The sequence below is a fragment of the Jannaschia sp. R86511 genome, from assembly GCF_042466345.1.
In the GTDB taxonomy this organism is placed as follows: Bacteria; Actinomycetota; Actinomycetes; order Actinomycetales; family JBBAYJ01; genus Aquipuribacter.
Window position 1 is genome coordinate 3,619,233 of sequence record NZ_JAXHCD010000001.1, and the last position, 24,525, is coordinate 3,643,757.

Below are 24,525 nucleotides of genomic sequence, written 5' to 3' on the forward strand. Positions count from 1 at the left end.
GGCCAGGGTAGCGACCGGGCCCCTCCCGGGCTCAGACCCGCGCGCGTCGCGGCCGCGGCTGGCAGGCGGGGCAGCGGAACGACGAGCGGTTGGTCCAGGCCTCCCGCACCACGGCGGTGCCGCACCGCGGGCACGGCAGGCCCTCCCGGCCGTAGGCGGACAGGGCGCGGTCGTAGTAGCCCGACTCGCCGTTGACGTCGACGTACAGGGCGTCGAAGGACGTGCCGCCCGAGGCCATCGACGCGGCCATGACGTCGCGGACGTGACCGAGCAGCTCCAGCGCCGCGGCCCGGGGCAGCGTCTCGGTCGGTCGGGCCCAGTGCAGCCGGGACCGCCACAGCGCCTCGTCGGCGTAGATGTTGCCGATGCCGCTGGCCAGCGTCTGGTCCAGCAGGGCGCGCTTGAGCCCGGTCCGGCGTCGTCGCAGCCGGTCGGCCCACACCACCTCGTCGAAGTGCGGGTCCAGCGGGTCCCGGCCGATGTGCAGCGCGAGGGCGGGCACGCTGTCGTCCGGCACGTCCGGGGTGGGCAGCAGCTCGTCCACCTCGAGCCGGCCGAACATCCGCATGTCGACGAAACGCAGGTCGCGGCCGTCGTCCAGCCGCGCCACCACCCGGGTGTGCGGGTGCACCGGGTCCTCCCGCTCGACCACCCTGACCTGCCCGGACATGCCCAGGTGCACGACCAGGGCGTCGGGCCCGACGCCAGGACCCGCCACCGGGTCGCGCTCCAGCGGCAGCCAGAGGAACTTGCCCCGCCGCCGCGGGGCCAGCAGGCGGGCCCCCCGCAGCAGCCCGGCGAAGGCCGCGGGACCCTCGGGCTGACGCCGGACCAGCCGGGGGTGCACGATCCGCACCGACTCGACCCGGGCGCCCACGACCAGCCCGGCCAGGCCGCGGCGGACGCTCTCCACCTCGGGCAGCTCCGGCACTAGGCCTCCGGCGTCGCGGCGGGCGCCCGGTCGGTCGCGTTCCCGGACCGCAGGGCGCGGACCAGGTCGGCGGCCGCGGCCTGCTCGGCGAGCTTCTTGCTGCGACCGGTGCCCCGACCCACCACCGGGGCCTGCTCCGGCGACCCGTCGGGGCCTGTCGGCGCCGACGTCCCCGGTCCCAGCTCGACGACCGCCGTGAACTCGGGGTCGTGCGGCGGGCCGGAGTGGCTCAGCTGGTAGCTGGGCGGGGTCAGGCCGCGCTCGGCCGCCAGCACCTGCAGGACCGTCTTGTGGTCGTGGTCGACCCCCTCACCGGGCGCGGCGGCCAGCAGGTCGGCGGTGATCCGCAGGACCAGGTCGCGGGCGGCGTCGGGTCCGCGCTCGATGTGCACGGCCCCGATCAGGGCCTCGACGGTGTCGGCCAGCAGGGAGTCGCGGTCCCGGCCGCCCGTCAGCTCCTCGCCCCGGCCCAGCAGCATGGCGTCGCCGACGCCCAGGGTGCGGGCGATCGAGGCGAGTGCGGGCTTGCTGACGACCGCGATCCGCATCCGCGACAGCAGGCCCTCGTCGGCGTCGGGGTGCCGGGCGTACAGCTCCTCGGTGACGGCCAGCTGGAGCACGGCGTCGCCCAGGAACTCCAGGCGCTCGTTGGTCGGCACCTGCCCGTTCTCGTAGGCGAACGACCGGTGCACCAGGGCGTGCCGGAGCCCCTCGGGGGACAACGAGACCCCGAGCGCCTCCGCCAGGGCGGCGCGCTCGGGGTGGGTCGGACTCACGCCCGGCGTGGGCTCAGGCCTGCTCGTTGTCGTTGCGCAGCGCCTCGTTGTAGCGACGCTGGTCGTACGCACCGCAGGTGGGGCACGCCATGTGGGGGCGACGCACCGCGCGGCACTGCGGGCAGGTGGTCAGGGTCAGCGGGGCAGCCTTCCAGTTGGCCCGACGGGACCGGGTGTTGCTGCGGGACATCTTCCGCTTCGGGACGGCCATCTCAGTTCGTCTCTTCCTGTGTGCGGTCGGGGTCGGCGGGGGTCGCCGTCCCGTCGTTCTGGTCGGTCAGCGTGAGGGCCTGCAGGGCGGACCAGCGCGGGTCCGACTCCTCGTGGCCGTGGTCGGGGTCGTCCATCAGGCGTGCCCCGCAGCGGGAGCAGAGCCCGGGGCAGTCGGGGTCGCACACCGGCTGGAACGGCAGGGACGGGACGAGGGCGTCGCGCACCACGGGCTCGAGGTCCAGCAGGTCGCCGTCGAGCAGCGGCAGCTCCTCGTCGTCCTCGCCCTCGGCCGGCCGCTCGTGCAGGAACAGCTCCTGCACGTCGACGAGCACGTCCTCGGTCACGGGGTCCAGGCAGCGCACGCACTCCCCGGTCGCGGTCCCGGCCACGGTGCCCGAGACCAGGACGCCCTCCATGACGGCCTCCAGCCGCAGCTGGAGCTCCAACGGGGACTCGGCCGACACCGCGATGACGCCGTTACCCAGGTCCGCGGGTGCGGGGACGGTGCGCTGGACCCGGAGCATGGTGCCCGGCCGTCGGCCGAGCTCGTGCGCGTCGAGGACCAGCGGCTTGCGCGGGTCGAGCCGCGCCGGCCGCACCGTCGGAGTCACTGCGGGGCCTTCCTGGGTGGGGTGGCGTTCATCGGTCGGTGGTTCCTGGCTGCTGCGTCGCCCGGTGGCGACGCTCGGCCCTGCCGGGACGAGGTCACCGCAGGGCCAGCCGCCAAAGGTACCGCCAGCAGCGGCGCCTCCCAAACCGGAGCCGCCGAGCAGGTCAGGGACGCAGCCGCTGCAGCATCGGGGCCAGCACGGCGGCCGGGACCAGGTCCGTGACGTCGCCGCCGTTGCGGGCCACCTCCTTGACCAACGAGGACGAGACGTGCTCGAAGCGCGGCTCGCCCGGCAGGAACACGGTCTCCAGGCCGGTCAGGTGGCGGTTCATCAGGGCCATCGGCCGCTCGTAGGCCAGGTCGGTGCCGCTGCGCAGGCCCTTGACCACGGCCCGGGCGCCGATCCGGCGGCAGTAGTCGACCAGGAGCCCGCCGGCGACGACGTCCACCCGGGCCGTGGCGGTGCGGGGGTCGGCCGCCAGCACCTCGCGCAGCAGGTCGGCCCGCTCGTCGGTGCCGAACAGCCCGGCCTTGCCCGGGTTGTGCACCACGGCCGCCACGACCTGGTCGAACAGGGAGGCGCTGCGCGCGATGACGTCCACGTGGCCCAGGGTCACGGGGTCGTAGCTGCCGGGGCAGACCGCGATCCGCGCCTCACCCGTCGCCGGGGGCGCCGCGGCCGTCGGGGGTTCGTCGCGGGCGTCGTGGGGGCTGCTCACCGCCGTCACGCTACGCGCTCGGCGAACCACACCCGGGTCTCGCCGTAGGTGCGCGGCTCGAGCGGGCTCAGCGGCTCGGGCCAGGTCGGCTCGGGGCTCCGGCCGGACCGCTCGACCACGACGACGGCGTCCGGCGCGCACCGGTCCGCGACCCCGGCCAGGACCGCCCCGAGGGTGCCCTCGGGGACGTCGTAGGGCGGGTCGAGCAGGACGAGGTCGAAGCCGGGCAGCCCGTCGTCCCGGCCGCGTCGGGCGTCGAGCCAGCGCTGCACCCGGTCGTGGACCACCTGCAGCGGCAGGTCGAGGGTGCGGGCGTTGTCACCGGCCACCCGCGCGGCCGCGCGGTCGGCCTCGACGCCCACCGCCGACGCGGCGCCCCGGCTCAACGCCTCGAGCCCCAGCGCGCCCGAGCCGCAGTACAGGTCGAGCACGTGCGCCTCGGACACCGCCCCCCAGGCGTCGAGCCGGCCGAAGACCGCCTCGCGGGTGCGGTCGCTGGTGGGTCGGGTCGTCGTGCCGGCGGGCACGGCCAGCCGCCGCCCCCGGGCGCTGCCGGCCACGATCCTCATGCTCGGCGCCTCCTGCCGGTCGTCGTCCGCGATCGCGTCATCTGCATGGCCCCGTCATCTGCATGCACCCGTCAGCCCCGGGCCAGGTAGGCCTCGCGGCCGCCCGCCAGGGCCACCTCGACGGCCTCGGCCAGCTCGGGGTGCCCGGCCAGGTCGGGGTCGGCGGCCAGCAGCGCCTCCGCCTCGGAGCGCGCGGCCGTGATCACCTCCAGGTCGTCGACGACCCGCAGCAGCCGCAGCGACGAGCGCGCCCCGGACTGCGCCGAGCCGAGCACGTCGCCCTCACGGCGTGAGCGCAGGTCGAAGCGCGCCAGCTCGAACCCGTCGACCGTGGCGGCCACGGCCTCCAGCCGGTCCCGGGACTCCGACGGCCCGCGCAGCGACGTCACCAGCAGGCACAGGCCGGGGTGCCCGCCGCGACCGATCCGGCCCCGGAGCTGGTGCAGCTGCGACACCCCGAACCGGTCCGCGTCCATGACCACCATCACGGTCGCGTTCGGCACGTCGACACCGACCTCGATGACGGTGGTGGCGACCAGGACGTCGACGTCCCCCGCGACCACCTCGCGCATGACGGCGTCCTTCTCCTCCGCGGCCATGCGACCGTGCAGCATCTCCACCCGGCAGCCCGCCAGCGCGGGCTCGCCCCGCAACCGGTCCAGGACGTCGAGCACGGCCGCGGCGGGGGGCCGGTCGTCGTCACCGGCCAGGTCGTTCTCCATCTCGGCGAGCACGGCCTCCTCGTCGCTGCCGTCGGAACCGATGCGACCGCACACCACGAACGCCTGCCGGCCGGCGTCGACCTCCTCGCGCACCCGGTGCCAGACCCGCTGCGCCCAGGCGGGCTTCTCGGCCAGGGCGACGACGTGGGTCGTGATGGGGCGCCGGCCCGCCGGGAGCTCGTCCAGGACGCACGTGTCCAGGTCCCCGAACACGGTCATGGCCACGGTCCGCGGGATGGGCGTGGCCGTCATCACCAGCACGTGGACCCCGACCCCGCGAGCCCGCAGCGCGTCGCGCTGCTCCACGCCGAAGCGGTGCTGCTCGTCGACGACGACCAGACCGAGGTCGTGGAACTCCACGGTGTCGCTCAGCAGCGCGTGGGTGCCGACCACGATGCCGGCCTCGCCCGTGACGATGTCCAGCAGGGCCTTGCGCCGCACGGCCGTGGGCACCGAACCGGTCAGCAGGGTGAGCGAGGTGCCGTCCGGGTCGCCGTCCAGGGTGCCCCCGCGGCCCAGCGGGCCCAGCGCCGCCAGCAGCGAGCGGTGGTGCTGCGCCGCGAGCACCTCGGTGGGCGCGAGCAGGACGGCCTGGCCCCCGGCCTCGACCACGGCGAGCATGGCCCGCAGCGCGACCAGGGTCTTGCCGGAGCCGACCTCGCCCTGCAGCAGGCGCTGCATCGGGGTGCCCGAGGCCAGGTCGGTGAGCAGCTGCTCCCCCACCCGCCGCTGGCCGTCGGTCAGCGTGAACGGCAGCTGCTCGTCGAAGCGCGCGAGCAGCCCGCCCGACCGGGGGACGTAGGCGGTGGCGGGCACGGTCCTGATCCGGCTGCGGGTGCGGACCAGACCCGACTGCAGCACGAACGCCTCGGCGAAGCGCAGCGAGTGCTCCGCCTCGTCCCGCTCGGCCTCGTCGGCCGGGCGGTGCAGCCGGCGCAGCGCCTCCAGCCGGGGCAGCAGGTGGTGGCGCTGCCTGACCTCGGCCGGCACCGGGTCGGGCACCTCGTCCTCGGCCAGGGTGTCCAGCACCTGCTCCAGGGCGGCGGCGACGTGCCAGGTCTGGGCGCGCGCCGTGGCGGGGTAGACCGGCTGGAGCCGGCCCGCCCACTCGTCGACGTACCCCTCGGCCACGACCCGGCTGAACTCGTCGTCGAGCTCGTCGTGCGTCGGGGTGCCGTGCAGCTGCATGTCGGGCTGCAGCAGCTGCAGCCGCCCGCCGCGCCGGCTCACCTTGCCGGAGAAGAACCCGCCCCGGCCCGGGACGAGCTGCTTCTCGCGGAACTGCTGGTTGAAGAACACCAGGTCGAGGCGACCGTTGCCGTCGGTGACGACCACCTCGGTGATGAATCCCTTGCGCTGCCGCATCCGCCGGGTGCCGGCCTGCACGACCTGCGCCTGCACCGTGACGTGCTCGCCCTCGCGCAGGCCCTCGAAGGACGTCATGTCGCCACGGGCGGTCCACCGGCGGGGGTAGTGCTCGAGCAGGTCGGCGACCGTGCGCAGGCCCAGGCTCTCCAGCCGCTCGGCCGTCTTGGGGCCGATCTCACGCTCCAGCGGGGTGTCCAGCCGCGAGGGCGGTCGCGGCGCCGCCGGCCGGTCGCGGCTCACTCGCAGCCCAGCAGCAGCAGGTAGCGCGGCTGCCCGCCGGCCACGACGTCCACCTGGGGCCCCGGGAAGCGCGCCCGCAGGTCCGCGAGCAGACGATCCACCAGGCCGGGCGCCGCGTCCTGGCCCGGCAGGACGCTCACCAGCTCGGCCGTGGCCGCACCGAGCGCCGCGACGACCGCCGCGGTGACCTCGACCTCGTCCCGGCCGACGGCCACCACCTCGCGACCGACCGTCCCGACCAGGTCGCCGCGCCGGCACGGGCCCACCAGGGTCGAGCAATCGCGGGCGGCGACCGCGACCGCCCCGTGGCGACAGCCCGCCACCGCGGCCTCGACCGACTCCAGGGCCACCACGGCGGCGGCGTCGTTGGCCGCACCGGCCCCGACCACGGCGAGCGCGGCCAGCACCTGCACCTGCGAGCGGGACCGGGCGACCACGGCGGTGACCCCCTGCTCCTGCGCGGCCAGGGCGGCCTGGTGCGCGACGGCGGCCGTCTCGGCGTCGTTGGGCAGCACCAGCACGCGGCGGGTGCGGCGGCCCGCCTCGAGCACCTCCCGGAGCACCTGCCCGGTGCTGGCCCGCTCCCCCGGTGCGCTGGGCACGACGCTCGCCCCGGCCTGGCGGCAGACCTCCGCCGTGGCGTGCCCGCCGGCGCAGGCCACCACCGCCAGGGCCGCCGTCGCCGGATCGGCGGGGCGGTCGGGCTGCGCCTGCGCGGGTCGGTCGGAGGGCCGGTCGACGTGCCGGTCCTCGCCCCGGCCGGCGGCCTCCCTCGCCGCCGCGAAGTGGGTGATGCGGATGGCCCGCGGGGTCCCCAGGGCCAGCCCCGCCTCCACGGCACCCCCGGGGTCGTCGGTGTGCACGTGCGCGTGCCAGAGCCCGTCCCCGCCCACCACGACGACGCTGTCCCCGAGCCCCTGCAGGCGCTCGCGCAGCCGCTCGCCCGGACCGGCCCCGGCAACCCCGGCGGCTCCGGCGGCTCCTTCAGCAGGCTCCGCCCCCTTCGCGACCGCAGGGGCCACCGCCGCCGGGGGCACGGCCAGCAGGTACATCACCTCGTAGCCCGGGCCGTCGGGGTCCAGGTCGGTCCCCGCCACCCCGCGGGAAGCCAGGTCACCGCCGCCGGAGCGGTCGGCCCCGGATAGGTCGGACCCGGAGCGTTCGGACCCTCCCTCGACGTCCGCCCACGGCGCCCGGGCCGGCCCACCTGCGCCACCGGTGGACCCGACCACGTCCCGCAGCGCCCGCAGGGCCAGCACGAGCCCGGCCCCGCCGGCGTCGACCACGCCCGCGGCCGCCAGCGCCGGCAGCTGCCCGGGGGTGCGGTCCAACGCGGCCTCCGCGGCGTCGACCACGGCGTCGACCACGTCCGGCAGCGCGGCCCCGTCGGCCACGGCGCGCTCGGCGGCGGCCGCGGCCGCGCGGGAGACGCTCAGCACCGTGCCCTCGACGGGCTCGCCCACCGCGGCCCAGGCCAGGTCGTCTCCGCGGCGCAGCGCCTTGGCCAACCCCGCACCGTCCACCCCGCCCAGCGGGTCCCGCCCCCGGACCGTCAGGACGTCGGACCAGCCCCGGACCAGCTGGCTGGCGATCACCCCCGAGCTGCCCCGGGCGTGCACCAGCAGGGCGCGGGCGAGGTCGTCCCCGCCCTCGTCGAGGGCGCCGCGCACCGTCAGGTGCAGGTTGGTCCCCGTGTCGCCGTCCGGCACGGGGAAGACGTTGAGGGCGTCGAGCTCGGCCCGGGCCCCGGCCAGCCGACGCGCCACGAGGTCCACCCAGCGCCGCAGCGCAGGCCCGTCGAGGGCCGGCAGCGGCAGCGGGGCGTCGTCGCCCGGCTCGCGCGTCGACGCCTCCCCGGTCATGGCGGGAGGATACGAGCACCCCCGGACACGCGGCGGCCCACGGCGTCCCGCCCGGCGCGCGTCGGACGCACCGCCCGCATCGGGTACCCTGTCGTGGTTGCTCACCGGGAGTCCCGGGGACGCACCTGGCGGGTCCGGACCGGATCCGCCGCCCGAACGGGCCCACCAAAGGGCCCAGACACCGACTTCCTAGGAGATACCCCGTGGCTGCCACCTGCGACGTCTGCGCCAAGGGCCCCGGCTTCGGCAACAGCATCTCCCACTCGCACCGCCGCACCAAGCGGCGCTGGAACCCCAACATCCAGCGGGTTCGCGCGATGGTGGGCGGGTCGCCGAAGCGGGTCAACGTCTGCACCTCGTGCCTGAAGGCGGGCAAGGTCACCCGCTGACCTCCGGTCGCGCCTGCGCGACCCGCACCGCCTGCACCTCACGGCCGCCGCACCCGATCAGGGTCGGCGGCCGTAGTGCGTCCACCCGCCGGGTCCGTGCCACGGCACGCCGTCGAGCGTGACCACGGCGGGGGCGGGCCCGTCTCCGCCCGCACCGTCTGACCCGTCCGCCCCGGCCGCCCCGTCCGCCCCGGCCGCCGCGTCCCCCCCGGCCGCGACCTCGCCCACGACCCGGAAGCCGGTGGGCAGCGTCGTCCCGGGCGGGAAGCAGCCGAGCATCGCGTGCTCCTCGCCGCTGGTGAGCACCCACTCCAGCGCCTGCGCCGCGGACCGCTCCAGCAGGGCGGCCACCCGCAGCAGGTCGTCGTCGGGGGCGAGCGGTCCCGAGGCCAGCCGCAGCTCCACCCCGGACGCCCGGGCCAGGCGGGTCGCGTCGCGCACCAGCCCGTCGCTGACGTCGATCAGGGCGCCGGCCCCCGCCTCGCGCGCCCGCACCCCCGCGGTGTGGTCGACCGCGGGCGCCCGGTGCACGGCCAGCACCCGGTCGACGGCGGCCGCCAGGTCGGCGGGCAGCCCCTGCCCGGAGCGCCGGCCGGACTGCAGCAGCGCGAGGCCGGCCGCGGACGCCCCCACCGGGCCGCCCAGCGCGACGACGTCACCGGGCCGCGCCCCGGCCCGGGTGGTGGCGGGCGCCGTCCCCGTCAGGACGCCGAACGACGTCCCGGTGACGACCAGCGCGCCCCCGTCGGCGACGTCACCGCCCAGCACCGCCACCCCGGCCCGCTCGGCCTCGTCGGCCAGGCCGTCGGCGAGCGCGAGGCACCAGCCCACCGGCGTCCGGCCGGGGACGACGAGCGAGACGAGCAGCCCCACGCCGACGGCTCCCATGGCCTCGACGTCGGCCAGCACCTGCACCGCGGCCTTTCGCCCCACCTCCTGCGCGCCCGACCAGTCGGTGCGGAAGTCCACCCCCTCCACGAGCGTGTCCGTGCTGGTGACCAGCGGCCCGTCGAGGCCCAGCACGGCGGCGTCGTCACCGGGGCCGACCAGGACCCGCGCCGGGCCCGTCGTGGTGGCCGCGCGACGCAGACGCCGCACCACGGCACGGACCAGCGCGTCCTCGCCGACCTCGGCCACCGTGCGCTCGTCGGAGGCCGGCTGCGGCTCGTCCTGCGGCGACACGGGCACGAGGGTTCCTCCAGGCGGGACGGCGGGACGGCGGGGCGGGCAGGACAGCGGGGCGACGCGACGGGCGGGCGGGCGGGCGGGGCCCATCATGGCGACGTCGACGCCTGCGCGCAGCAGGCCCGGTCGCGGTACGGTCGGCGGGTGGTTCAGGCCTTCATCCTCGTGCAGACAGAGGTCGGCAAGGCGGGTGCCGTCTCCGACGCCATCCGCGGCATGACCGAGACCGTGTCGGTGGAGAACGTCACCGGCCCCTACGACGTCGTGGCCAAGGTCCAGGCGGCGACGCTGGACGAGCTGGGCCGGCTCGTGGTGGCCCGGATCCAGGAGCTGTCCGGGATCACGCGCACCTTGACGTGCCCCGTCGTCCACTTCTGAGACCCCTCCCCCCGGGTCGGCGCCCCGGCAGGCCGGGGCCGGTCGGCACGCTGCTGCACGCCTCGCTGCTGGTCGGCGCGGTGCTGGGCGGTTCGCTGCTGCTGTCCGCCTGCAGCGCCGCCGTCCCGGTCCAGGCCGCCCCCGAGGGCGGCTCCCCCGGGTGCGCGACCGTCATGGCCGCGCTGCCCGCCACGCTCGCCGACGCGCCCCGGCGGGACACGACGGGCGGGGCCGGCACCGCGGCCTGGGGCGACCCCGCCATCCTGCTGCGCTGCGGCGTGGAGCCGCTGGGCGCCACCTCCCAGCCCTGCGTGGGCGTGCCCACCGACGACGGCGGCGAGGTGGACTGGGTCGTGCTGGCCGGTGACGGGACGGGGTCCATCGTGCGCACCTACGGCCGCGTCCCGGCCGTGGAGGTCGAGGTCCCCGGCCGCTACGGCCCGGCGCCCGTCAGCGTCCTGCCGGGCCTGGGCGAGGCCCTGCAGGCGATCGAGCCGACGTCGGTCTGCGTCGACTGACCCAGGCCTAGCGACCCTCGCCGGGCTCGCTGCGCCGCTCGGTGACGGCGTCGGAGGCCGACTCCTCGGGCCGCGGCGGCACGGTCTCGTCCTGCTCCAGCACCTCCAGGGGGACCTCGTGGTGCCCCGGTGCCGTCGGGTCGGACCCGCCGGTGGACCCGTTGTCGGGCTGCTCGCTCATGCCGCCTCCTCCTGCTCGCTCGTGCTGGCTGCTCGCCGACCACCGCCGGTCGCGGTGCCCCCGGCATCGTGGCCCGGACGAGCCCCGGCCGCAGCCCGGGCCGCGGCCCCGGTCGCAGCCCGGGTCAGCGCAGACCGACCTCGCGGGCCAGGGCCAGGCGCAGCAGCCGGTCCACCAGCTCGGGGTAGTCGACCCCCGCCTCCGCCCACAGCCGGGGGTACATGGACGTGGCCGTGAAGCCGGGCATGGTGTTGACCTCGTTGACGACCGCGCGCGGCCCGTCGGGGGCCGACTCGTCGACGAACCAGTCCACCCGCGCCAGCCCCTCGCAGCCGAGCGCCTCGAAGGCGCGCACCGACTCCGCCCGCAGCCGATCGGCCACCGCCCGGTCGAGCCGGGCGGGGGTGTCCAGGCGGACCGCGTCGCCGTCCAGGTACTTGGCGTCGAAGTCGTAGAAGCCGTCGGTCAGCACGACGATCTCGCCGCACACGCTCGCCGTGGCGGGCTCGTCACCCGCACCGCCCAGTACGCCGCACTCGATCTCGCGGCCGCGCACGGCGGTCTCCACCAGGACCCGCGGGTCGTGCCGGGCGGCCTCCTCCAGCGCCGCGACCAGGGCGGCCTGGTCGCTCGGGTCGCCCACCCGCGTGATCCCGAAGCTCGAGCCCGCCCGGGACGGCTTGACGAAGACCGGGGCCCCCAGCCGCTGCACCCGGGCCACGACGGCGGCCGGGTCGTGGCGCCACTCCCGCGGCTGCACCAGCTCCCAGTCCGCCACCGCGAAGCCGGCGTGCTGCAGCAGCACCTTCATCGTGTGCTTGTCCATGCAGGCCGCCGAGGCCAGCACCCCGGAGCCGACGTAGCGGGTGCCGGCCAGCTCCAGCAGGCCCTGCACGGTGCCGTCCTCGCCGTAGGGCCCGTGCAGCAGGGGCAGCACCACGTCCACCGCCCCCAGCGGCGCCGGCGCGGCGCCGGCCTGCACGCGCACCAGGCCGGGCTCGGCGGTGTCGGTGGCCGGCAGGAGGCGTCCCGGCTGCACGGCGTGGGCCGTCGTGACCTCCGGCAGGTCGCGGCCCCGCAGCGCCCACACGGCCGGGTCGTCGTCGACGAGCAGCCACGCGCCGTCCCGGGTGATGCCGACCGCCACGACGTCGTAGGCGTCCCGGTCGACGGCGGCCAGCACGCCGGAGGCGGTGACGCAGGAGATCCCGTGCTCCTCGGAACGACCGCCGAACAGTACGGCGACGCGGGGACGGGCGGACGGGTCGGGGCTCATGGACGGCGAGGCTAGTCGCGAGACCTACCCTGAGGCCGTGGAGCCCTCCCCCGACGCGCCGCTGTCCCCCGCGACCCGCCTGGTGCACACCGGTCGCCCGCCGCGCACGCCCGGCGGGCCGCTGAACCCGCCGGTCGAGCTGTCGACGACGCTGCACGCCGCGACCGACGCCGACGGCGGGGCCGACCCCGACGTCGTCAACTACGCCCGCTCCGGCGTGGCCACCTGGGCGGCCCTGGAGGACGCGCTGGGCGACCTGGAGGCAGGCACGGCCCTGGTGTTCGGCTCCGGGCTGGCGGCGGTCGGTGCCGCGGTCGAGGTCGTCCTGGCCGAGCGCGCCCTGACCGGGGCGACGGGCCCCGCGCGGGTCGTGGCCCCCGTCCACGGCTACTCCGGCACGCTGTCGCTGCTGGCGCACCTGCGCGACACGGGCCGCATCGACCTGGTGACGGTGGACCCCGCGGACACGGCGGCCCTGCTGGCGTCGGTCCCGGGTGCCGACCTCGTCTGGGCCGAGAGCCCGGTCAACCCGACCATGGAGGTCACGGACCTGGCCGCCGTGGCCGCCGCCGCACGCGCCACGGGGGCGCGCAGCGTCGTCGACGGCACCTACGCCACCCCGTTGCTGCAGAACCCGCTGGCGCTCGGCGTCGACGTCGTCGTGCACTCGGTGACCAAGGCCATCGCCGGTCACTCCGACGTGCTCCTGGGCGCGACGGTGACCGCGGACCCGGACCTGGCGGCGGCCCTGCACGCCCATCGCACCCGCTCCGGGGCGGTTCCCGGTCCGTTCGAGGCGTGGCTGGCCCTGCGCGGTCTGCGGACCCTGGACGTGCGCATGGAGCGGTCCCAGGCCACGGCCGGGCTGCTGGCCGGGCGCCTGCTGGAGCACCCGCTGGTGCACCGGGTCCGCTACCCGGGCCTGCCCGGTGACCCCGGGCACCAGGTGGCGTCCCGGCAGATGAGCGGCTACGGCTCGGTGCTGGCGGTGGACCTGCCCGACGCCGCCACCGCCGAGCGGCTCGCGGCCGGCACCCGGCTGTGGACGAACGCCACCAGCCTGGGCGGGGTGGAGTCGCTGCTGGAGCGCCGTCGCCGCCACCCCGGCGAGGTGGCGACCGTGCCCGAGGGCCTGGTCCGGCTGTCGGTCGGGGTGGAGAACGCCGAGGACCTGTGGGCCGACCTGCGGCAGGCCCTGGACGCCGCGGCGGGGGCCTGAGCCTTCAGGCGCCCTCGGCCTTGCGGGCGCGGGCCAGCAGCAGCCGCCCCAGCTCGGCCGGGCGCAGCCGGCCGGCCACGACGGCCGTGACCGCCTCCGTGATGGGCACCTCGACGTCCAGCGAGCGGGCCAGGGCCAGCAGGGACCGGCAGGAGCCGACGCCCTCGGCGGTCTGCCGCGTGACCGCGACGGCCTCCTCGACCGTCCGCCCCAGGCCCAGCTGCTCCCCGAAGGTGCGGTTGCGGCTGAGCGGCGAGGTGCAGGTCGCCACCAGGTCGCCCATGCCGGCCAGCCCGGCGAAGGTCTGCGGGTCCGCCCCCAGCGCCGCCCCCAGCCGGGCGGTCTCGGCCAGCCCCCGCGTGATCAGGGACGCCTTGGAGTTGTCCCCCATCCCCAGGCCCACGGCCATGCCGACGGCCAGCGCGATGACGTTCTTCATGGCGCCGGCGATCTCGACCCCGACCACGTCGGTGTTGGTGTAGGGCCGGAAGTAGTCGGTCGAGCAGGCCGCGGCCACCTGGTCGGCGACCGCCTCGGTGGTCGCAGCCACGACGGTCGCGGTCGGCTGGTGCAGGGCGATCTCGCGGGCCAGGTTGGGGCCCGACACCACGGCCACACGGTCGGCGGCCACCCCGGCGACCTCGGCGACCACCTCGCTCATGCGCCGGTTGCTGCCGAGCTCCACGCCCTTGGACAGGCTGACCAGCAGGGCGTCCGGACGCAGCGAGGCCGTCAGCGGGCCCAGCGTGCCGCGCAACACCTTGGACGGCAGCGCCAGGACCAGCACGTCGGCCGTCGCGACGGCCGCGGCGGCGTCCGTCGTGGCGCGCAGGGTCTCGGGCAGGTCCACGTCGGGCAGGTACGCGCTGTTGCGGTGGTGCTCGGTGATCTCGGCGACGACGCCGGGGTCCCGGCCCCACACGGTGGCCTCGCAGCCCGCGTCGGCGGTGACGGCGGCGAAGGTCGTCCCCCAGGACCCGCTGCCCAGCACGGTCACCCGGACCGGGGCGCTCACGCGACGGGCCGGTCGTCGTCGTGCCCGGGCGCGTACCGGCCGGTCTCGGGCAGCCCGGCGGCGCGCGGGTCGAACAGGGTGGCCGGCGGGGCCTCGCCGCGCTGCTCGGCCACGATGGCGACGAGGGCGGCCATGATCCGGTCGGTGGCCTCACGCAGCACCTCGGCGTCGACCTCGCGCCCTCGCAGGTCGTCCAGGTCCACCGGCGGCCCCGCCCACACGTGCACGGTCTTGCGGGGGAACGGGTGGATCCGCTTGCTGTAGCGGGGCAGCACGCGGTGGGCGCCCCACTGCCCGATCGGGACGACGGGCGCCCCCGTGGCCAGCGCGATCCGGGCCGCTCCCGTCTTGCCGCGCATGGGCCACATGTCCGGGTCGCGGGTGAGCGTCCCCTCGGGGAACACGGCGACCAGCTGCCCGGCCTCCACCGCGGCCACGGCCGAGCGGTAGGCGTCCGCGGCGTCCCCGGTGTTGCGGTGCACGGGGATCTGCTGGGCGCTGCGCAGCAGGGCGCCCAGGCCCGGCACCCGGAACAGGCTGGCCTTGGCCAGGAACCGCATGACGCGGCCGTTGCCGTGGATGTAGTGCCCGAAGGTCAGCGGGTCCAGGTTGGACGCGTGCACCGTGACGGCCACCACCCCGCCCGTCGCGGGCAGGTTCTCGGCGCCGCGCCAGTCGCGGCGCGTCACCAGGCGCAGCAGGGGCAGGCAGACCAGCAGGGTCAGCCGGTAGCCCCACCCCAGCCGACGGGCGGTCTCGGGACGATCGACCACGGGCACCTCCATCGGTCGCGGTGCCGCCCGCTGCGTCTCGGTCACGGCAGCGGCGTCGGGGACACCGCCGTCGTGAACCCTAACGGCGGCAGGACTCGTGGCGGTGGCACGATGCCGCGGTGACGACGGGCGGCGGGAGCGCGACGGGGGCGGCCCCCGACGACGTCACCCGGACGGCCGTCTCCTCCACCGTCGCCGGCCCCGGACCGGTCGGCGCCGTGTGGTCCGTCGTGATGCCGGTCAAGGGCGGCGACCGGGCGAAGTCGCGGCTGCGGGACCCGCGCCGCGCGGCGCTGGCCCGGTCCGTGGCGCTGGACGCGGTGGCGGCGGCGCTGGCGTGCCCGGCCGTCGCCCAGGTGGTCGTGGTCACGGCGGACGCCACCACCGCGCAGGAGCACGAGGCGCTGGGGGCGACCGTGGTGGCCGACCCCGGCGCCGGCCTGGACGGGGCGCTGCTGGCGGGGGCGGCGGCGTGCCACCGCGACCGGCCGTGCGCGCTGCTGCTGGCGGACCTGCCGTCGCTGCGTCCGACGGACCTGCGACGGGTGCTCGACGACTGCCTGGGGCGGTTGGAGCAGCCCGGGCCGGGCGGCGACGCGGCCGCCATGGTCACCGTGCCCGACGCCGACGGTCACGGCACGGTGCTGCTGGCCGCGGCCCGGCCCGCGGCGCTGCGGCCCCGGTTCGGGCCGGGCTCGGCGCAGGCGCACGCGCGGCTGGCCTCGGTGCTGGACCGGGCCCCGGCCGGGGTGCGCCGCGACGTCGACACCGACGAGCACCTGCGCGAGGCGGTCACCCTGGGGGTGGGACCGCGCACCGCGCAGGTGCTGGCGGCTCAGCCCCGCTCGACCATGGCGCCGAGGGCGGCCAGCTTCTCGCCGAAGCGCTCGTAGCCCCGGTCGATCAGGCCGATGCCGTGGACCTTGGAGGTCCCCTCGGCCGCGAGGGCGGCGATCAGGTGGCTGAAGCCGCCGCGCAGGTCGGGGACGGTGATCTCGGCGCTGTGCAGCTTCGACGGTCCCGACACGACCGCGGAGTGCTGGAAGTTGCGCTGCCCGAACCGGCAGGAGGCACCGCCGAGGCACTCCCGGTAGACCTGGATGGTCGCGCCCATCTCGCGCAGCGCCTCGGTGAAGCCGAAGCGGTTCTCGTAGACGGTCTCGTGGACGATGCTGATGCCGCTGGCCTGGGTGAGGGCGACCACGAGCGGCTGCTGCCAGTCGGTCATGAAGCCCGGGTGGACGTCGGTCTCCAGCACGATCGAGCGCAGGTCGCCGCCCGGGTGCCAGAACCGGACGCCGTCGTCGCGGACGTCGAACTGGCCGCCGACCTTCCGGAACACGTTGAGGAACGTCATCATCTCCGGCTGCGTGGCGCCCTCGAGGAAGACGTCACCACGGGTGGCCAGGGCCGCGCAGGCCCACGACGCGGCCTCGATGCGGTCGGTCAGGGCGTAGTGGTCGTACCCCTCGAGCCGGTCCACGCCCTCGATGCGGATGACGCGGTCGGTGTCGACGCTGATGATGGCGCCCATCTTCTGCAGCACCGCGATGAGGTCGGCGATCTCGGGCTCGATGGCGGCGTTCTTGAGCTCGGTGACCCCCTCCGCGCGGACCGCGGTGAGCAGGACCTGCTCGGTGGCCCCGACGCTGGGGAACTCCAGCTCGATCTTGGTGCCCTTGAGGCCCTTGGGGGCGGTGATCCGGATGCCGCTGGGGAGCTTGTCCACCACGGCCCCGAAGCGCCGCAGGCTCTCCAGGTGGTAGTTGATGGGGCGGTCGCCGATCTTGCAGCCACCCAGGTCGGGGATGAACGCCTCGCCGAGGCGGTGCAGCAGCGGCCCGCACAGCAGGATCGGGATCCGGCTGGTCCCGGCGTGGGCGTCGATGTCCGCGCTGTGCGCGGTCTCCACCTCGGTCGGGTCGAGCAGCAGGGTGTCGTCGCCGACGGTCGTGACGCTGACCCCGTGCAGCTCGAGCAGGCCGGTGACGACGCCCACGTCCCGGATCTGCGGGACGTTGCGCAGCCGGCTGGGGGTCTCGCCGAGCAGCGAGGCCACCATGGCCTTGGACACGAAGTTCTTGGCGCCCCGCAGCCGGATGCGGCCGTGCAACGGGGAGCCACCGTGGACGATGAGGGTGTCGGTCACCCCACCATGGTGGCCCATCCCGGGGCGACTCCTGTCACCCCGGGGCGGCCCGTCGCGGACCTGCAGGTCAGGACGGCGACACGGGTGCCGACGCCTGGTCGGGCGTGCCCGCGGGCGCGGACGGCGCCGCCGGGGCCGTCGGAGCCGTGGTCGCGGACGACCCGGTCGTCGGCCCCGCGGTGGGACCGGACGCAGGAGCGGACGTGGCGCCGGACGTGGTCGACCGGACGGCCGGGCGGCGGGCCGGCGTGCGGCTGGAGCCGGCCGGGGTGGTGCTGGCGGTCGTCTTGCGCGCCGTCGTGCTGCCCGCGGTCGTCTTGCGCGCGGCCGTCGTGCCCGCGGTCGTGCTGCCCGCGGTCGTCTTCCGCGCGGCCGTCGTGCCCGCGGTCGTCTTCCGCGCGGTGGTCGGGCCCGCGGTCGCCTTGCGCGCCGCCGTCGCACCCGCGGTCGTCTTCCGCGCCGCCGTCGCACCCGCGGTCGTCTTCCGCGCCGCCGTCGAACCCGCCGCCGTCTTCCGCGCCGCCGTCGAACCCGCGGTCGTCTTCCGCGCCGCCGTGGTGCCAGAGGTCGTCTTGCGGGGGGTGGTGGTGCGAGCTGACGACTGAGCAGACGGCGCGGAGCCGGGCGTCGACGCCGAGGAACCGGCGTCGGCCGGGGCGACAGCCGTGCCGGTGCTCGACCCGCTGCCCGAGGAGGTGGCCGGGCCCGAACCGGAGGCCGCGGGCGCAGGGGGCGCCGTGGCAGGTCCCGTCCGGCCGGCGGTGTCGCTCTCGGTCCGTCGCGTCGCGCTGGCCGTCTTCGTCGCGGTCGTCTTCTTCGCCGCGCTGGCCTTCTTCGCGGGGGTGGTCTTCTTCGCGGCGCTGGTGCCCGCGGCGCTGGTCTTCTTCGCGGCGCTGGTGCCCGCGGCGCTGGCCTTCTTCGCGGCGCTCGACTTCTTCGCCGGGCTGCTCGTCTTCGCCGCGCTGGACTTCTTCGCCGCGCTGGACTTCTTCGCCGCAGACTTCTTGGCGGGCTTCGCAGCGCTGGTCGTCGCCACGCTGGTCGTGGCGGGCCTCGCGCCGCTGGACTTCTTCGCCGCGCTGGTCTTCTTCGCGCTGGTCTTCTTCGCGCTGGTCTTCTTCGCGCTGGTCTTCTTCGCGCTGGTCTTCTTCGCGGCGCTGGTCTTCTTCGCGCTGGTCTTCTTCGCGGCGCTGGTCTTCTTCGTGGCCGGCTCGCTGACGACGGGAGCCGTGGCGGCCGGGACGACCTCGGGAGCTGCGGGCGGGGTCGTCGGACGGGCCTTCTTGCCGTACTTCTTCTCGGCCTTGACCTGGGCCTTGGTGGCGACCTTGCGCACCTTGGCCGCCTTGGCGCCCTCCGCGACGGCGGCGGCGGCGACCGCGATGGCCTGCTCGCCCAGGCCCTTCGCCTCGTCGACCAGCACGCGGAAGCCCTTGGCCGGCTCGAACTTGGGGACCGTGACCCCGGCCACGTGCGCCTTCTCGTCGCTGCTGGCGGCGCGGTACGCGCGCTCGAAGGTCCCCAGGCCGCTGACGGCCACCTTCTCACCACGGGCCACGGCGTCCGTGATCGACTCCACGAGGGCGTCGACGGCCTGCTTGGCCTTCTTGCGGTCGCCGATGCGCTCGGCGATCGCGTCGATGAGATCGGACCTGTTCACGGTGCCTCCTGGCGACGTCGGCGGACCTGGCCCGCCCACGCTACGACCCACCGGCCGCCCGGTCCACGCGGCTGGCCGGGACGCCTCAGCCGCGAACGGGCAGGGTGGTGGGGCGCCAGGCCTCGCGCGCGGCCTCGAACTCGTCGATCGCCGTCGCGTGCTGCAGCGTGATCCCGATGTCGTCCAGCCCCTCGAGCAGGCGGTAGCGCGTGTAGTCGTCGACCCCGACCGGGAACACGAACTCCTGGCAGCGTCCCTGGCGCGCCTGCAGGTCGACGGTCACCTGCGTGCCGGGCTCGGTCTCCAGCATCTTCCACAGCATCTCGACGTCGTCCTGCGCCACCTGCCCCGCCAGCAGCCCCTGCTTGCCGGAGTTGCCGCGGAAGATGTCGGCGAAGCGCGAGGACAGGACGACCCGGAAGCCGTAGTCCTTGAGCGCCCACACCGCGTGCTCGCGGGAGGACCCGGTGCCGAAGTCGGGGCCCGCGACCAGCACGCTGCCGGCCCGGTACGGCTCCTGGTTGAGCACGAACGACGGGTCGTTGCGCCAGGCCGAGAACAGCCCGTCCTCGAAGCCGGTCCGCGACACCCGCTTGAGGTAGACGGCGGGGATGATCTGGTCGGTGTCGACGTTGCTCGCGCGCAGCGGGACGCCGACGCCGGTGTGGGTGGTGAACGGTTCCACGGTCGGTCTCCTGTCAGGCCTGGACGGGCTCGAGGTCGGCGGGGCTGGACAGCGTGCCGCGCACCGCGGTGGCGGCGGCGACGAGCGGGCTGACCAGGTGGGTACGACCACCCTTGCCCTGTCGCCCTTCGAAGTTGCGGTTGGAGGTCGACGCGCTGCGCTCACCGGGGGCGAGCTGGTCCGGGTTCATGCCGAGGCACATCGAGCAGCCCGCGTTGCGCCACTCCGCGCCGAAGTCCTTGAACACGACGTCCAGGCCCTCGGCCTCGGCGTCCAGGCGCACCCGCGCCGAGCCCGGCACGACCATGACGCGGACGTCGGGGTGCTTGGTCCGGCCCTGGACCACCGCCGCGGCAGCCCGCAGGTCCTCGATCCGGCCGTTGGTGCAGGAGCCGATGAACACGGTGTCGACCGGGATGTCGCGCAGCGGCGTCCCGGGTGTCAGGTCCATATAGGCCAGGGCCTTCTCGGCGCTCGCGCGCACCCCGGCGTCGGTGATGTCCTGCGGGTCGGGCACCGACGCCGACAGCGGCAGGCCCTGGCCCGGGTTGGTGCCCCAGGTGACGAACGGCTCGATGTCGGCGGCGTCCAGGACGACCTCCGCGTCGAAGGTCGCGTCGTCGTCGGTGCGCAGGGTGCGCCAGTACTGGACCGCGGCGTCCCAGTCGGCGCCCTGCGGCGCGTGGGGACGACCCTGCAGGTACGCGAACGTGGTGTCGTCGGGGGCGATCATCCCGGCGCGGGCGCCGGCCTCGATGGACATGTTGCAGATGGTCATCCGGGACTCCATCGACAGCTGCCGGATGGCCTCGCCGCGGTACTCCAGGACGTAGCCCTGCCCGCCGCCGGTCCCGATCTTCGCGATGACGGCCAGGATGATGTCCTTGGACGTCGACCCCTCGGGCAGCTCGCCGTCGATGGTGATGGCCATGGTCCGGAACGGGCGCAGCGGCAGCGTCTGCGTCGCGAGGACGTGCTCGACCTCGCTGGTGCCGATGCCGAACGCCAGCGCGCCGAAGGCGCCGTGGGTCGAGGTGTGGCTGTCGCCGCAGACGACGGTCACCCCCGGCATGGTCAGACCCAGCTGGGGACCGACGACGTGCACGATCCCCTGCTCGACATCACCGAGCGGGTGCAGCCGGACGCCGAACTCCTCGCAGTTGGTGCGCAGCGCGTCGACCTGGGTCCGGCTGACCGGGTCGTCGATCGGGATGTTGCGGCCCACACCGGGCGTGGTGGGGACGTTGTGGTCCTCGGTGGCGATCGTCAGGTCGGGCCGGCGCACCCCGCGACCGGCCAGGCGCAGCCCGTCGAAGGCCTGCGGGCTGGTCACCTCGTGGATCAGGTGCAGGTCGATGTAGAGCAGGTCGGGCTCGTCGCCCTCCCCCTTGCGCACGACGTGCGCGTCCCACAGCTTCTCGGCGAGCGTCCTGCTCATCCTCGGTGACCTCCCGCGGCCTCGGGCCGCCCTCGTGGTGCGTTCCGCCGCGACTTCTCCGCCGCGACGCTTGCCATCCACATGTCGAGACGGCAATATCGACTCGTGGACAAGAGTAGCGGAGTCGGCGTCCTGGACAAGGCCGCCATCGTGCTGGGCGCCCTCGAGGGCGGCCCCGTGACCCTGGCCCAGCTGGTCGAGGCGACCGGGCTGGCCCGACCGACCGCCCACCGGCTGGCCGTGGCCCTCGAGCACCACCGGCTGGTGGCGCGCGACGTCAGCGGCCGGTTCGTGCTGGGGCCCCGCATCGCCGAGCTGGCCGCCTCGGCCGGCGAGGACAAGCTGTTCGCGGCCGCCACCCCCGTCCTGCTCGCCCTGCGCGACCACACCGGCGAGAGCGCGCAGGTGTACCGCCGGCAGGGCGAGCACCGGGTCTGCGTCGCCGCGGTGGAACGGCCCAGCGGGCTGCGCGACAGCGTGCCCGTCGGCGCGACGCTGACCATGCTGGCCGGCTCGGCCGCCCAGGTGCTGCTGGCCTGGGAGGAGCCCGACCGCCTGCACAAGGGGCTGATCGGGGCCCGCTTCACCGCGACGTCGCTGTCGCAGGTGCGTCGACGCGGCTGGGCCCAGTCCGTCGGGGAGCGCGAGCCGGGGGTCGCCTCGGTGTCGGCCCCGGTGCGCGACGGGCAAGGGCGGGTCGTCGCGGCGATCTCGGTGTCCGGGCCGATCGAGCGGTTCTCCCGGCAGCCCGGTCGGCTGCACGCCCCGGCGGTGATGGCGGCCGCCAACCGGCTGACCGAGGCGCTGCGGCGGGCCGGTGGCGACGTGGTGTCGGTGGTCGCGGCGACGCCGACCGTGGGGCCGCTGCCGCCGGCGCCCCCGGCCTACCGGACCGCCAGGACCGTCCGGCCGGACCTGCGGGTGCCCACCCGCCCGGCGGGCTGACCGGCCGACCCGGGCTGATCGGGCTGGCCCCGGCTGACCGGGCTGACCGGCTGACCGGCTGACCGCCCCCGGGTACGACGAAGGCCCGCTCCTGCTGGAGCGGGCCTTCGTGATGTAGCCCCGACCGGATTCGAACCGGCGCTACCGCCTTGAGAGGGCGGCGTCCTAGGCCGCTAGACGACGGGGCCAGGTGTGTGCCCTTGCGGGCCGGTGAAGACTACCCCAGGATCTGAGGCGGAACTCACCTGCTGGGGTACCAGGACTCGAACCTAGACTAACTGAACCAGAATCAGTTGGGCTGCCAATTACCCCATACCCCATGGGATCGGACCCCGCCGAGGCGTTGTCGCGACCGTGCGAGGGTAGCCGATCCGGCAGGGCGTTCCAAACCGCGCCGCGTCGGAGCCCCGCGCGGCGCCGCAGCGCCTACGTTTCTGCTGCGGACGCGCCTGTGCCGCAGACGCCACCGACCTGACCTGGGGGACCCGCTGGACACGCCCACGCCCGGTGCACCCGCGTCCACCGGCCACCAGGCCCCTCGTCCGCCGGTCCGGCCGGACGAGGGCGACGTGACCGCGCCGACCGGCACGACCGCAGTCCTGGCCCTGCCCCTGGGCGCGGCGCTGCTGGCCCTGCCGGTGATGGCGCTGGCCGGCCTCACGCAGCACCTGGGCGCCTGGACCCCGTGGACGGGCGCCGCCGGCCTGGTCGCCGGCCTCGCCCTGGCCGTCGCCGTCGTTCCGCGCGTGCCGCTGCCGCGGCTCCCCTGGCGCACCGCCGTGCTGCTGCTCGTCCTGTGCGGGGCCTTCGGGGTATGGGCCGCGCTCACCCACGGCGAGCACGTGGTCGTCCGTCGTGACCCCGGTGCCTACGCCACCTACGCCCTCGCCCTGGCCCGCTACGGCGGTGTGCCGCTCGACCCGGGCCTGGAGGTCTTCGGCCTGGCCGCGTCCGACCCCTGGGTGAGGGTCAGCGCCGCAGCCCAGTACGCCGTCCCCAGCACGGGCGCCGGGGGCGAGACGACGCTGACGGTCGTGCCCCAGTTCCTCGTCGGGGTGCCGGCCCTGCTCGGGCTGGGCTGGTGGGTCGGCGGCTGGAGCGGGCTCATGGTCCTGCCGGCCGTCGTGGCCGCGCTGGCGCTGGCCGCCTTCGCCGGGCTCGCGGCCCACCTGCTGGGCCGCGCGGCGGCCGTGCTGGCGCTCGTGGTGCTCGCCGTCAGCCAGCCCGTGCTGCTGGTCGCCCGGCAGACGTTCTCCGAGCCGTTCTCGCTGCTGTACGTGGGCACGGGCGCCGCCCTGCTGGTCCTGGCCACCACCACCGACCGGCGGCCGCGGCTGACCGCGCTGGTGGCCGGGGCGCTGCTCGGGGCGAACCTGTTCGTCCGGATCGACGCCGTGCGCGAGCTGGTCCTGCTGGTCCCCCTGGCGGCGGTGCTCGTCGGTCGCCGCCACCCGGCCGGCGGACCCCTGCTGGTCGGCGCGCTGCTGACCGGTGTCCCCGCGTCTCTGGCCACGACCTGGTGGTCCTCGCCGTACATCGCCTCCGTGGCCAGCTCGCTGGTCCCGCTGGTGGTGGCCGGTGCCCTGCTGGCCGTGCTGTCGGGGGCCGGCCTGCTGCTGGGCCGGCACCTCCAGCGGCGCTGGCACGACGGCGCCCCGCCGGCTGCGACCCGGTTGGCGAGTGTGCTGCCCGGGGCCGCCGCGGCGCTCGTGGCCGTGGTGGGCCTGGTCCTGGCCAGCCGTCCGCTGTGGCTGGTCGACCGGCGCCTGGACCCGTACCTGCCGGGCATGGACGACTTCGTCGGCGCCCTGCAGTCCCAGCAGGGGCTCGAGGTCGACGGGCTGCGCACCTACGCCGAGATGTCCGTGCAGTGGCTGGTCTGGTGGCTCGGTCCGGTGACGGTGGTGCTCGCGTTCGTCGGTGCGGTCGGCCTCACGTACGTGGGGGCCAGGGCCGTGCTCCGCCCGGGCCCGCTGCCGGGCTGGCTGCTGCCCGCCGCGATCGCCATCGCGGTGACGGTGGTCGCCCTGCACCGCCCCGCCATCACCCCGGACCACCCCTGGGCCGACCGCCGCTACGTCACGGTCACGTACCCGTTCCTGGTGCTGGCCGCCACGGCCGTGCTGGTCCGGATCGCCCGGGTGCGCCCGGGCCCTGACGGACGGCTGCGCGGGGCGGTGTGGCGCCCGGTCGTGGCCGCGGCGCTGGCCGTCACGGTGCTCGTGCCCACGGCCGCCGCCACCCTCCCGATGCTCACCACCCGGACCGAGGTCGGCCAGGTCGAGGCCACCGAGAGCGTGTGCGACGCCCTGGCCGAGGCCGGCCCGCAGCCGGCCCTGCTCAGCGTGGGCTTCCGCGCGCGTGTGGAGTGGGCGCCCGTGGTGCGGGCGCGCTGCGGCGTGCCGCTGGTCGGCATCGAGCCGGTCGCCACCGACACCGGTCGGACCCTGGCCGACGTCCTGGCGAGCGCGGCGGACGCGGCCCGGGCGAACGGCTACGACCCGGTGGTCATGGTCGGCGACCAGGCCAGCGCACAGCTGGTGGCCGACGCGACCGGCCGGACGGTCCCCCTGGTGGTCGACCTGGACACGACCGAGCCCGAGCGCCTGCTCGAGGAGAGGCCGCTGGGCACGCGGCCGCTGCCCGTCCAGGCGTGGGTGGCGCCCCTGCCCTGACAGGACCCGGCGCCGCTGCCCTGAGGACC

General features: G+C 76.1%; 24 protein-coding genes and 2 tRNA genes. 7 read left to right on the forward strand and 19 right to left on the reverse strand.

Features of this window, described 5'->3' with window-relative positions; all coding sequences use genetic code 11:
* Positions 1–31: 31 nt before the first annotated feature.
* From mutM to SJY06_RS16915, 8 genes are all read right to left on the reverse strand, one after another.
* Positions 32–931 (reverse strand): bifunctional DNA-formamidopyrimidine glycosylase/DNA-(apurinic or apyrimidinic site) lyase, encoded by a 900-nt coding sequence (gene mutM, locus SJY06_RS16880; protein ID WP_380168693.1) that lies wholly within the window; start codon positions 929–931, stop codon positions 32–34.
* Positions 931–1,707 (reverse strand): ribonuclease III, encoded by a 777-nt coding sequence (gene rnc / locus SJY06_RS16885; RefSeq protein WP_380168694.1) that lies wholly within the window; start codon positions 1,705–1,707, stop codon positions 931–933. Before rnc ends, mutM begins: the two co-directional genes overlap by 1 nt.
* Positions 1,708–1,720: 13 nt before the next feature.
* Positions 1,721–1,918, reverse strand: a complete 198-nt coding sequence (gene rpmF / locus SJY06_RS16890) for a 50S ribosomal protein L32 (RefSeq protein ID WP_380168695.1) — start codon at positions 1,916–1,918, stop codon at positions 1,721–1,723.
* Between the two features lies 1 nt (position 1,919).
* On the reverse strand, positions 1,920–2,531 hold the full coding sequence (locus SJY06_RS16895; protein WP_380168696.1) for a YceD family protein: 612 nt from the start codon (positions 2,529–2,531) through the stop codon (positions 1,920–1,922).
* Positions 2,532–2,694: 163 nt separating this feature from the next.
* Entirely contained in the window at positions 2,695–3,249 is a 555-nt protein-coding gene (gene coaD, locus SJY06_RS16900) for a pantetheine-phosphate adenylyltransferase (protein ID WP_380168697.1), read from the reverse strand.
* A 5-nt stretch (positions 3,250–3,254) separates the two neighbouring features.
* Positions 3,255–3,818, reverse strand: coding sequence for a 16S rRNA (guanine(966)-N(2))-methyltransferase RsmD (rsmD, locus tag SJY06_RS16905; protein WP_380168698.1), 564 nt, complete (start codon positions 3,816–3,818; stop codon positions 3,255–3,257).
* Positions 3,819–3,889: 71 nt separating this feature from the next.
* On the reverse strand, positions 3,890–6,148 hold the full coding sequence (locus SJY06_RS16910) for an ATP-dependent DNA helicase RecG (RefSeq protein WP_380168699.1): 2,259 nt from the start codon (positions 6,146–6,148) through the stop codon (positions 3,890–3,892).
* Positions 6,145–8,010: a DAK2 domain-containing protein gene (locus SJY06_RS16915; RefSeq protein WP_380168700.1), complete on the reverse strand. Its 1,866-nt coding sequence runs from the start codon at positions 8,008–8,010 to the stop codon at positions 6,145–6,147. Before SJY06_RS16915 ends, SJY06_RS16910 begins: the two co-directional genes overlap by 4 nt.
* 203 nt (positions 8,011–8,213) lie before the next feature.
* On the opposite strand from SJY06_RS16915, the gene rpmB reads away from it, so the two are divergent.
* Positions 8,214–8,399: a 50S ribosomal protein L28 gene (gene rpmB, locus SJY06_RS16920; protein WP_380168701.1), complete on the forward strand. Its 186-nt coding sequence runs from the start codon at positions 8,214–8,216 to the stop codon at positions 8,397–8,399.
* Positions 8,400–8,456: 57 nt separating this feature from the next.
* Here the strand turns inward: rpmB and SJY06_RS16925 are convergent, their stop codons facing one another.
* Positions 8,457–9,587 carry an AIR synthase related protein gene (locus SJY06_RS16925; RefSeq protein ID WP_380168702.1) on the reverse strand — a complete coding sequence of 377 codons (1,131 nt, stop codon included), beginning with the start codon at positions 9,585–9,587 and terminating at the stop codon, positions 8,457–8,459.
* A gap of 141 nt (positions 9,588–9,728) precedes the next feature.
* Here SJY06_RS16925 and SJY06_RS16930 point away from each other — a divergent pair, with 141 nt between their 5' ends.
* Both SJY06_RS16930 and SJY06_RS16935 read left to right on the forward strand, forming a co-directional pair.
* Complete coding sequence (locus tag SJY06_RS16930; RefSeq protein ID WP_380168703.1) at positions 9,729–9,962, forward strand: Lrp/AsnC family transcriptional regulator; 234 nt, start codon at positions 9,729–9,731, stop codon at positions 9,960–9,962.
* Positions 9,941–10,480: a DUF3515 domain-containing protein gene (locus SJY06_RS16935; RefSeq protein WP_380168704.1), complete on the forward strand. Its 540-nt coding sequence runs from the start codon at positions 9,941–9,943 to the stop codon at positions 10,478–10,480. The genes SJY06_RS16930 and SJY06_RS16935 overlap by 22 nt, the downstream gene beginning before the upstream one ends.
* A gap of 7 nt (positions 10,481–10,487) precedes the next feature.
* Here SJY06_RS16935 and SJY06_RS16940 read toward each other — a convergent pair whose 3' ends face one another.
* Entirely contained in the window at positions 10,488–10,661 is a 174-nt protein-coding gene (locus SJY06_RS16940; RefSeq protein WP_380168705.1) for a hypothetical protein, read from the reverse strand.
* A 124-nt stretch (positions 10,662–10,785) separates the two neighbouring features.
* Complete coding sequence (locus SJY06_RS16945) at positions 10,786–11,937, reverse strand: D-alanine--D-alanine ligase family protein (RefSeq protein WP_380168706.1); 1,152 nt, start codon at positions 11,935–11,937, stop codon at positions 10,786–10,788.
* Between the two features lie 37 nt (positions 11,938–11,974).
* Between SJY06_RS16945 and SJY06_RS16950 the strand changes: the two genes are divergently transcribed.
* Positions 11,975–13,156, forward strand: a complete 1,182-nt coding sequence (locus SJY06_RS16950) for a trans-sulfuration enzyme family protein (RefSeq protein ID WP_380168707.1) — start codon at positions 11,975–11,977, stop codon at positions 13,154–13,156.
* 4 nt (positions 13,157–13,160) lie between these two features.
* Here SJY06_RS16950 and SJY06_RS16955 read toward each other — a convergent pair whose 3' ends face one another.
* On the reverse strand, positions 13,161–14,171 hold the full coding sequence (locus SJY06_RS16955) for an NAD(P)H-dependent glycerol-3-phosphate dehydrogenase (protein ID WP_380168708.1): 1,011 nt from the start codon (positions 14,169–14,171) through the stop codon (positions 13,161–13,163).
* Positions 14,168–14,989, reverse strand: coding sequence for a lysophospholipid acyltransferase family protein (locus SJY06_RS16960; protein ID WP_380168709.1), 822 nt, complete (start codon positions 14,987–14,989; stop codon positions 14,168–14,170). The genes SJY06_RS16955 and SJY06_RS16960 overlap by 4 nt, the downstream gene beginning before the upstream one ends.
* A 74-nt stretch (positions 14,990–15,063) precedes the next feature.
* Here SJY06_RS16960 and cofC point away from each other — a divergent pair, with 74 nt between their 5' ends.
* The gene (cofC, locus tag SJY06_RS16965) at positions 15,064–15,837 is read left to right on the forward strand and encodes a 2-phospho-L-lactate guanylyltransferase (protein WP_380168710.1); all 774 of its coding nucleotides are present in this window, start codon (positions 15,064–15,066) and stop codon (positions 15,835–15,837) included.
* On the opposite strand, the gene murA is transcribed toward cofC, so the two are convergent.
* The 4 genes from murA to leuC form a co-directional block, all read right to left on the reverse strand.
* A complete protein-coding gene (murA, locus tag SJY06_RS16970) occupies positions 15,780–17,093 on the reverse strand; it encodes a UDP-N-acetylglucosamine 1-carboxyvinyltransferase (RefSeq protein WP_380168711.1) in 1,314 nt (437 codons plus the stop codon). The genes cofC and murA overlap by 58 nt on opposite strands.
* Before the next feature lie 67 nt (positions 17,094–17,160).
* A complete protein-coding gene (locus SJY06_RS16975) occupies positions 17,161–18,753 on the reverse strand; it encodes an HU family DNA-binding protein (RefSeq protein WP_380168712.1) in 1,593 nt (530 codons plus the stop codon).
* 85 nt (positions 18,754–18,838) lie between these two features.
* Positions 18,839–19,438 carry a 3-isopropylmalate dehydratase small subunit gene (gene leuD / locus SJY06_RS16980; RefSeq protein ID WP_380168713.1) on the reverse strand — a complete coding sequence of 200 codons (600 nt, stop codon included), beginning with the start codon at positions 19,436–19,438 and terminating at the stop codon, positions 18,839–18,841.
* A gap of 13 nt (positions 19,439–19,451) precedes the next feature.
* Positions 19,452–20,876: a 3-isopropylmalate dehydratase large subunit gene (gene leuC / locus SJY06_RS16985; RefSeq protein ID WP_380168714.1), complete on the reverse strand. Its 1,425-nt coding sequence runs from the start codon at positions 20,874–20,876 to the stop codon at positions 19,452–19,454.
* Between the two features lie 105 nt (positions 20,877–20,981).
* Here leuC and SJY06_RS16990 point away from each other — a divergent pair, with 105 nt between their 5' ends.
* The gene (locus SJY06_RS16990) at positions 20,982–21,821 is read left to right on the forward strand and encodes an IclR family transcriptional regulator (RefSeq protein ID WP_380168715.1); all 840 of its coding nucleotides are present in this window, start codon (positions 20,982–20,984) and stop codon (positions 21,819–21,821) included.
* Between the two features lie 115 nt (positions 21,822–21,936).
* Here the strand turns inward: SJY06_RS16990 and SJY06_RS16995 are convergent.
* Both SJY06_RS16995 and SJY06_RS17000 read right to left on the reverse strand, forming a co-directional pair.
* Positions 21,937–22,009 (reverse strand) — tRNA-Glu (locus SJY06_RS16995).
* Between the two features lie 60 nt (positions 22,010–22,069).
* Positions 22,070–22,141: transfer RNA gene (locus SJY06_RS17000), tRNA-Gln, on the reverse strand.
* A 249-nt stretch (positions 22,142–22,390) separates the two neighbouring features.
* On the opposite strand from SJY06_RS17000, the gene SJY06_RS17005 reads away from it, so the two are divergent.
* Positions 22,391–24,496, forward strand: a complete 2,106-nt coding sequence (locus SJY06_RS17005) for a hypothetical protein (protein WP_380168716.1) — start codon at positions 22,391–22,393, stop codon at positions 24,494–24,496.
* Positions 24,497–24,525 lie beyond the last annotated feature (29 nt).

Coding starts and splice junctions, on each gene's coding strand:
- rpmF (WP_380168695.1), bottom strand. CDS start 1,918: ATGGCCGTCCCGAAGCGGAAGATGTCCCGCAGCAACACCCGGTCCCGT.
- rsmD (WP_380168698.1), bottom strand. CDS start 3,818: ATGAGGATCGTGGCCGGCAGCGCCCGGGGGCGGCGGCTGGCCGTGCCC.
- SJY06_RS16915 (WP_380168700.1), bottom strand. CDS start 8,010: ATGACCGGGGAGGCGTCGACGCGCGAGCCGGGCGACGACGCCCCGCTG.
- SJY06_RS16940 (WP_380168705.1), bottom strand. CDS start 10,661: ATGAGCGAGCAGCCCGACAACGGGTCCACCGGCGGGTCCGACCCGACG.
- SJY06_RS16945 (WP_380168706.1), bottom strand. CDS start 11,937: ATGAGCCCCGACCCGTCCGCCCGTCCCCGCGTCGCCGTACTGTTCGGC.
- leuC (WP_380168714.1), bottom strand. CDS start 20,876: ATGAGCAGGACGCTCGCCGAGAAGCTGTGGGACGCGCACGTCGTGCGC.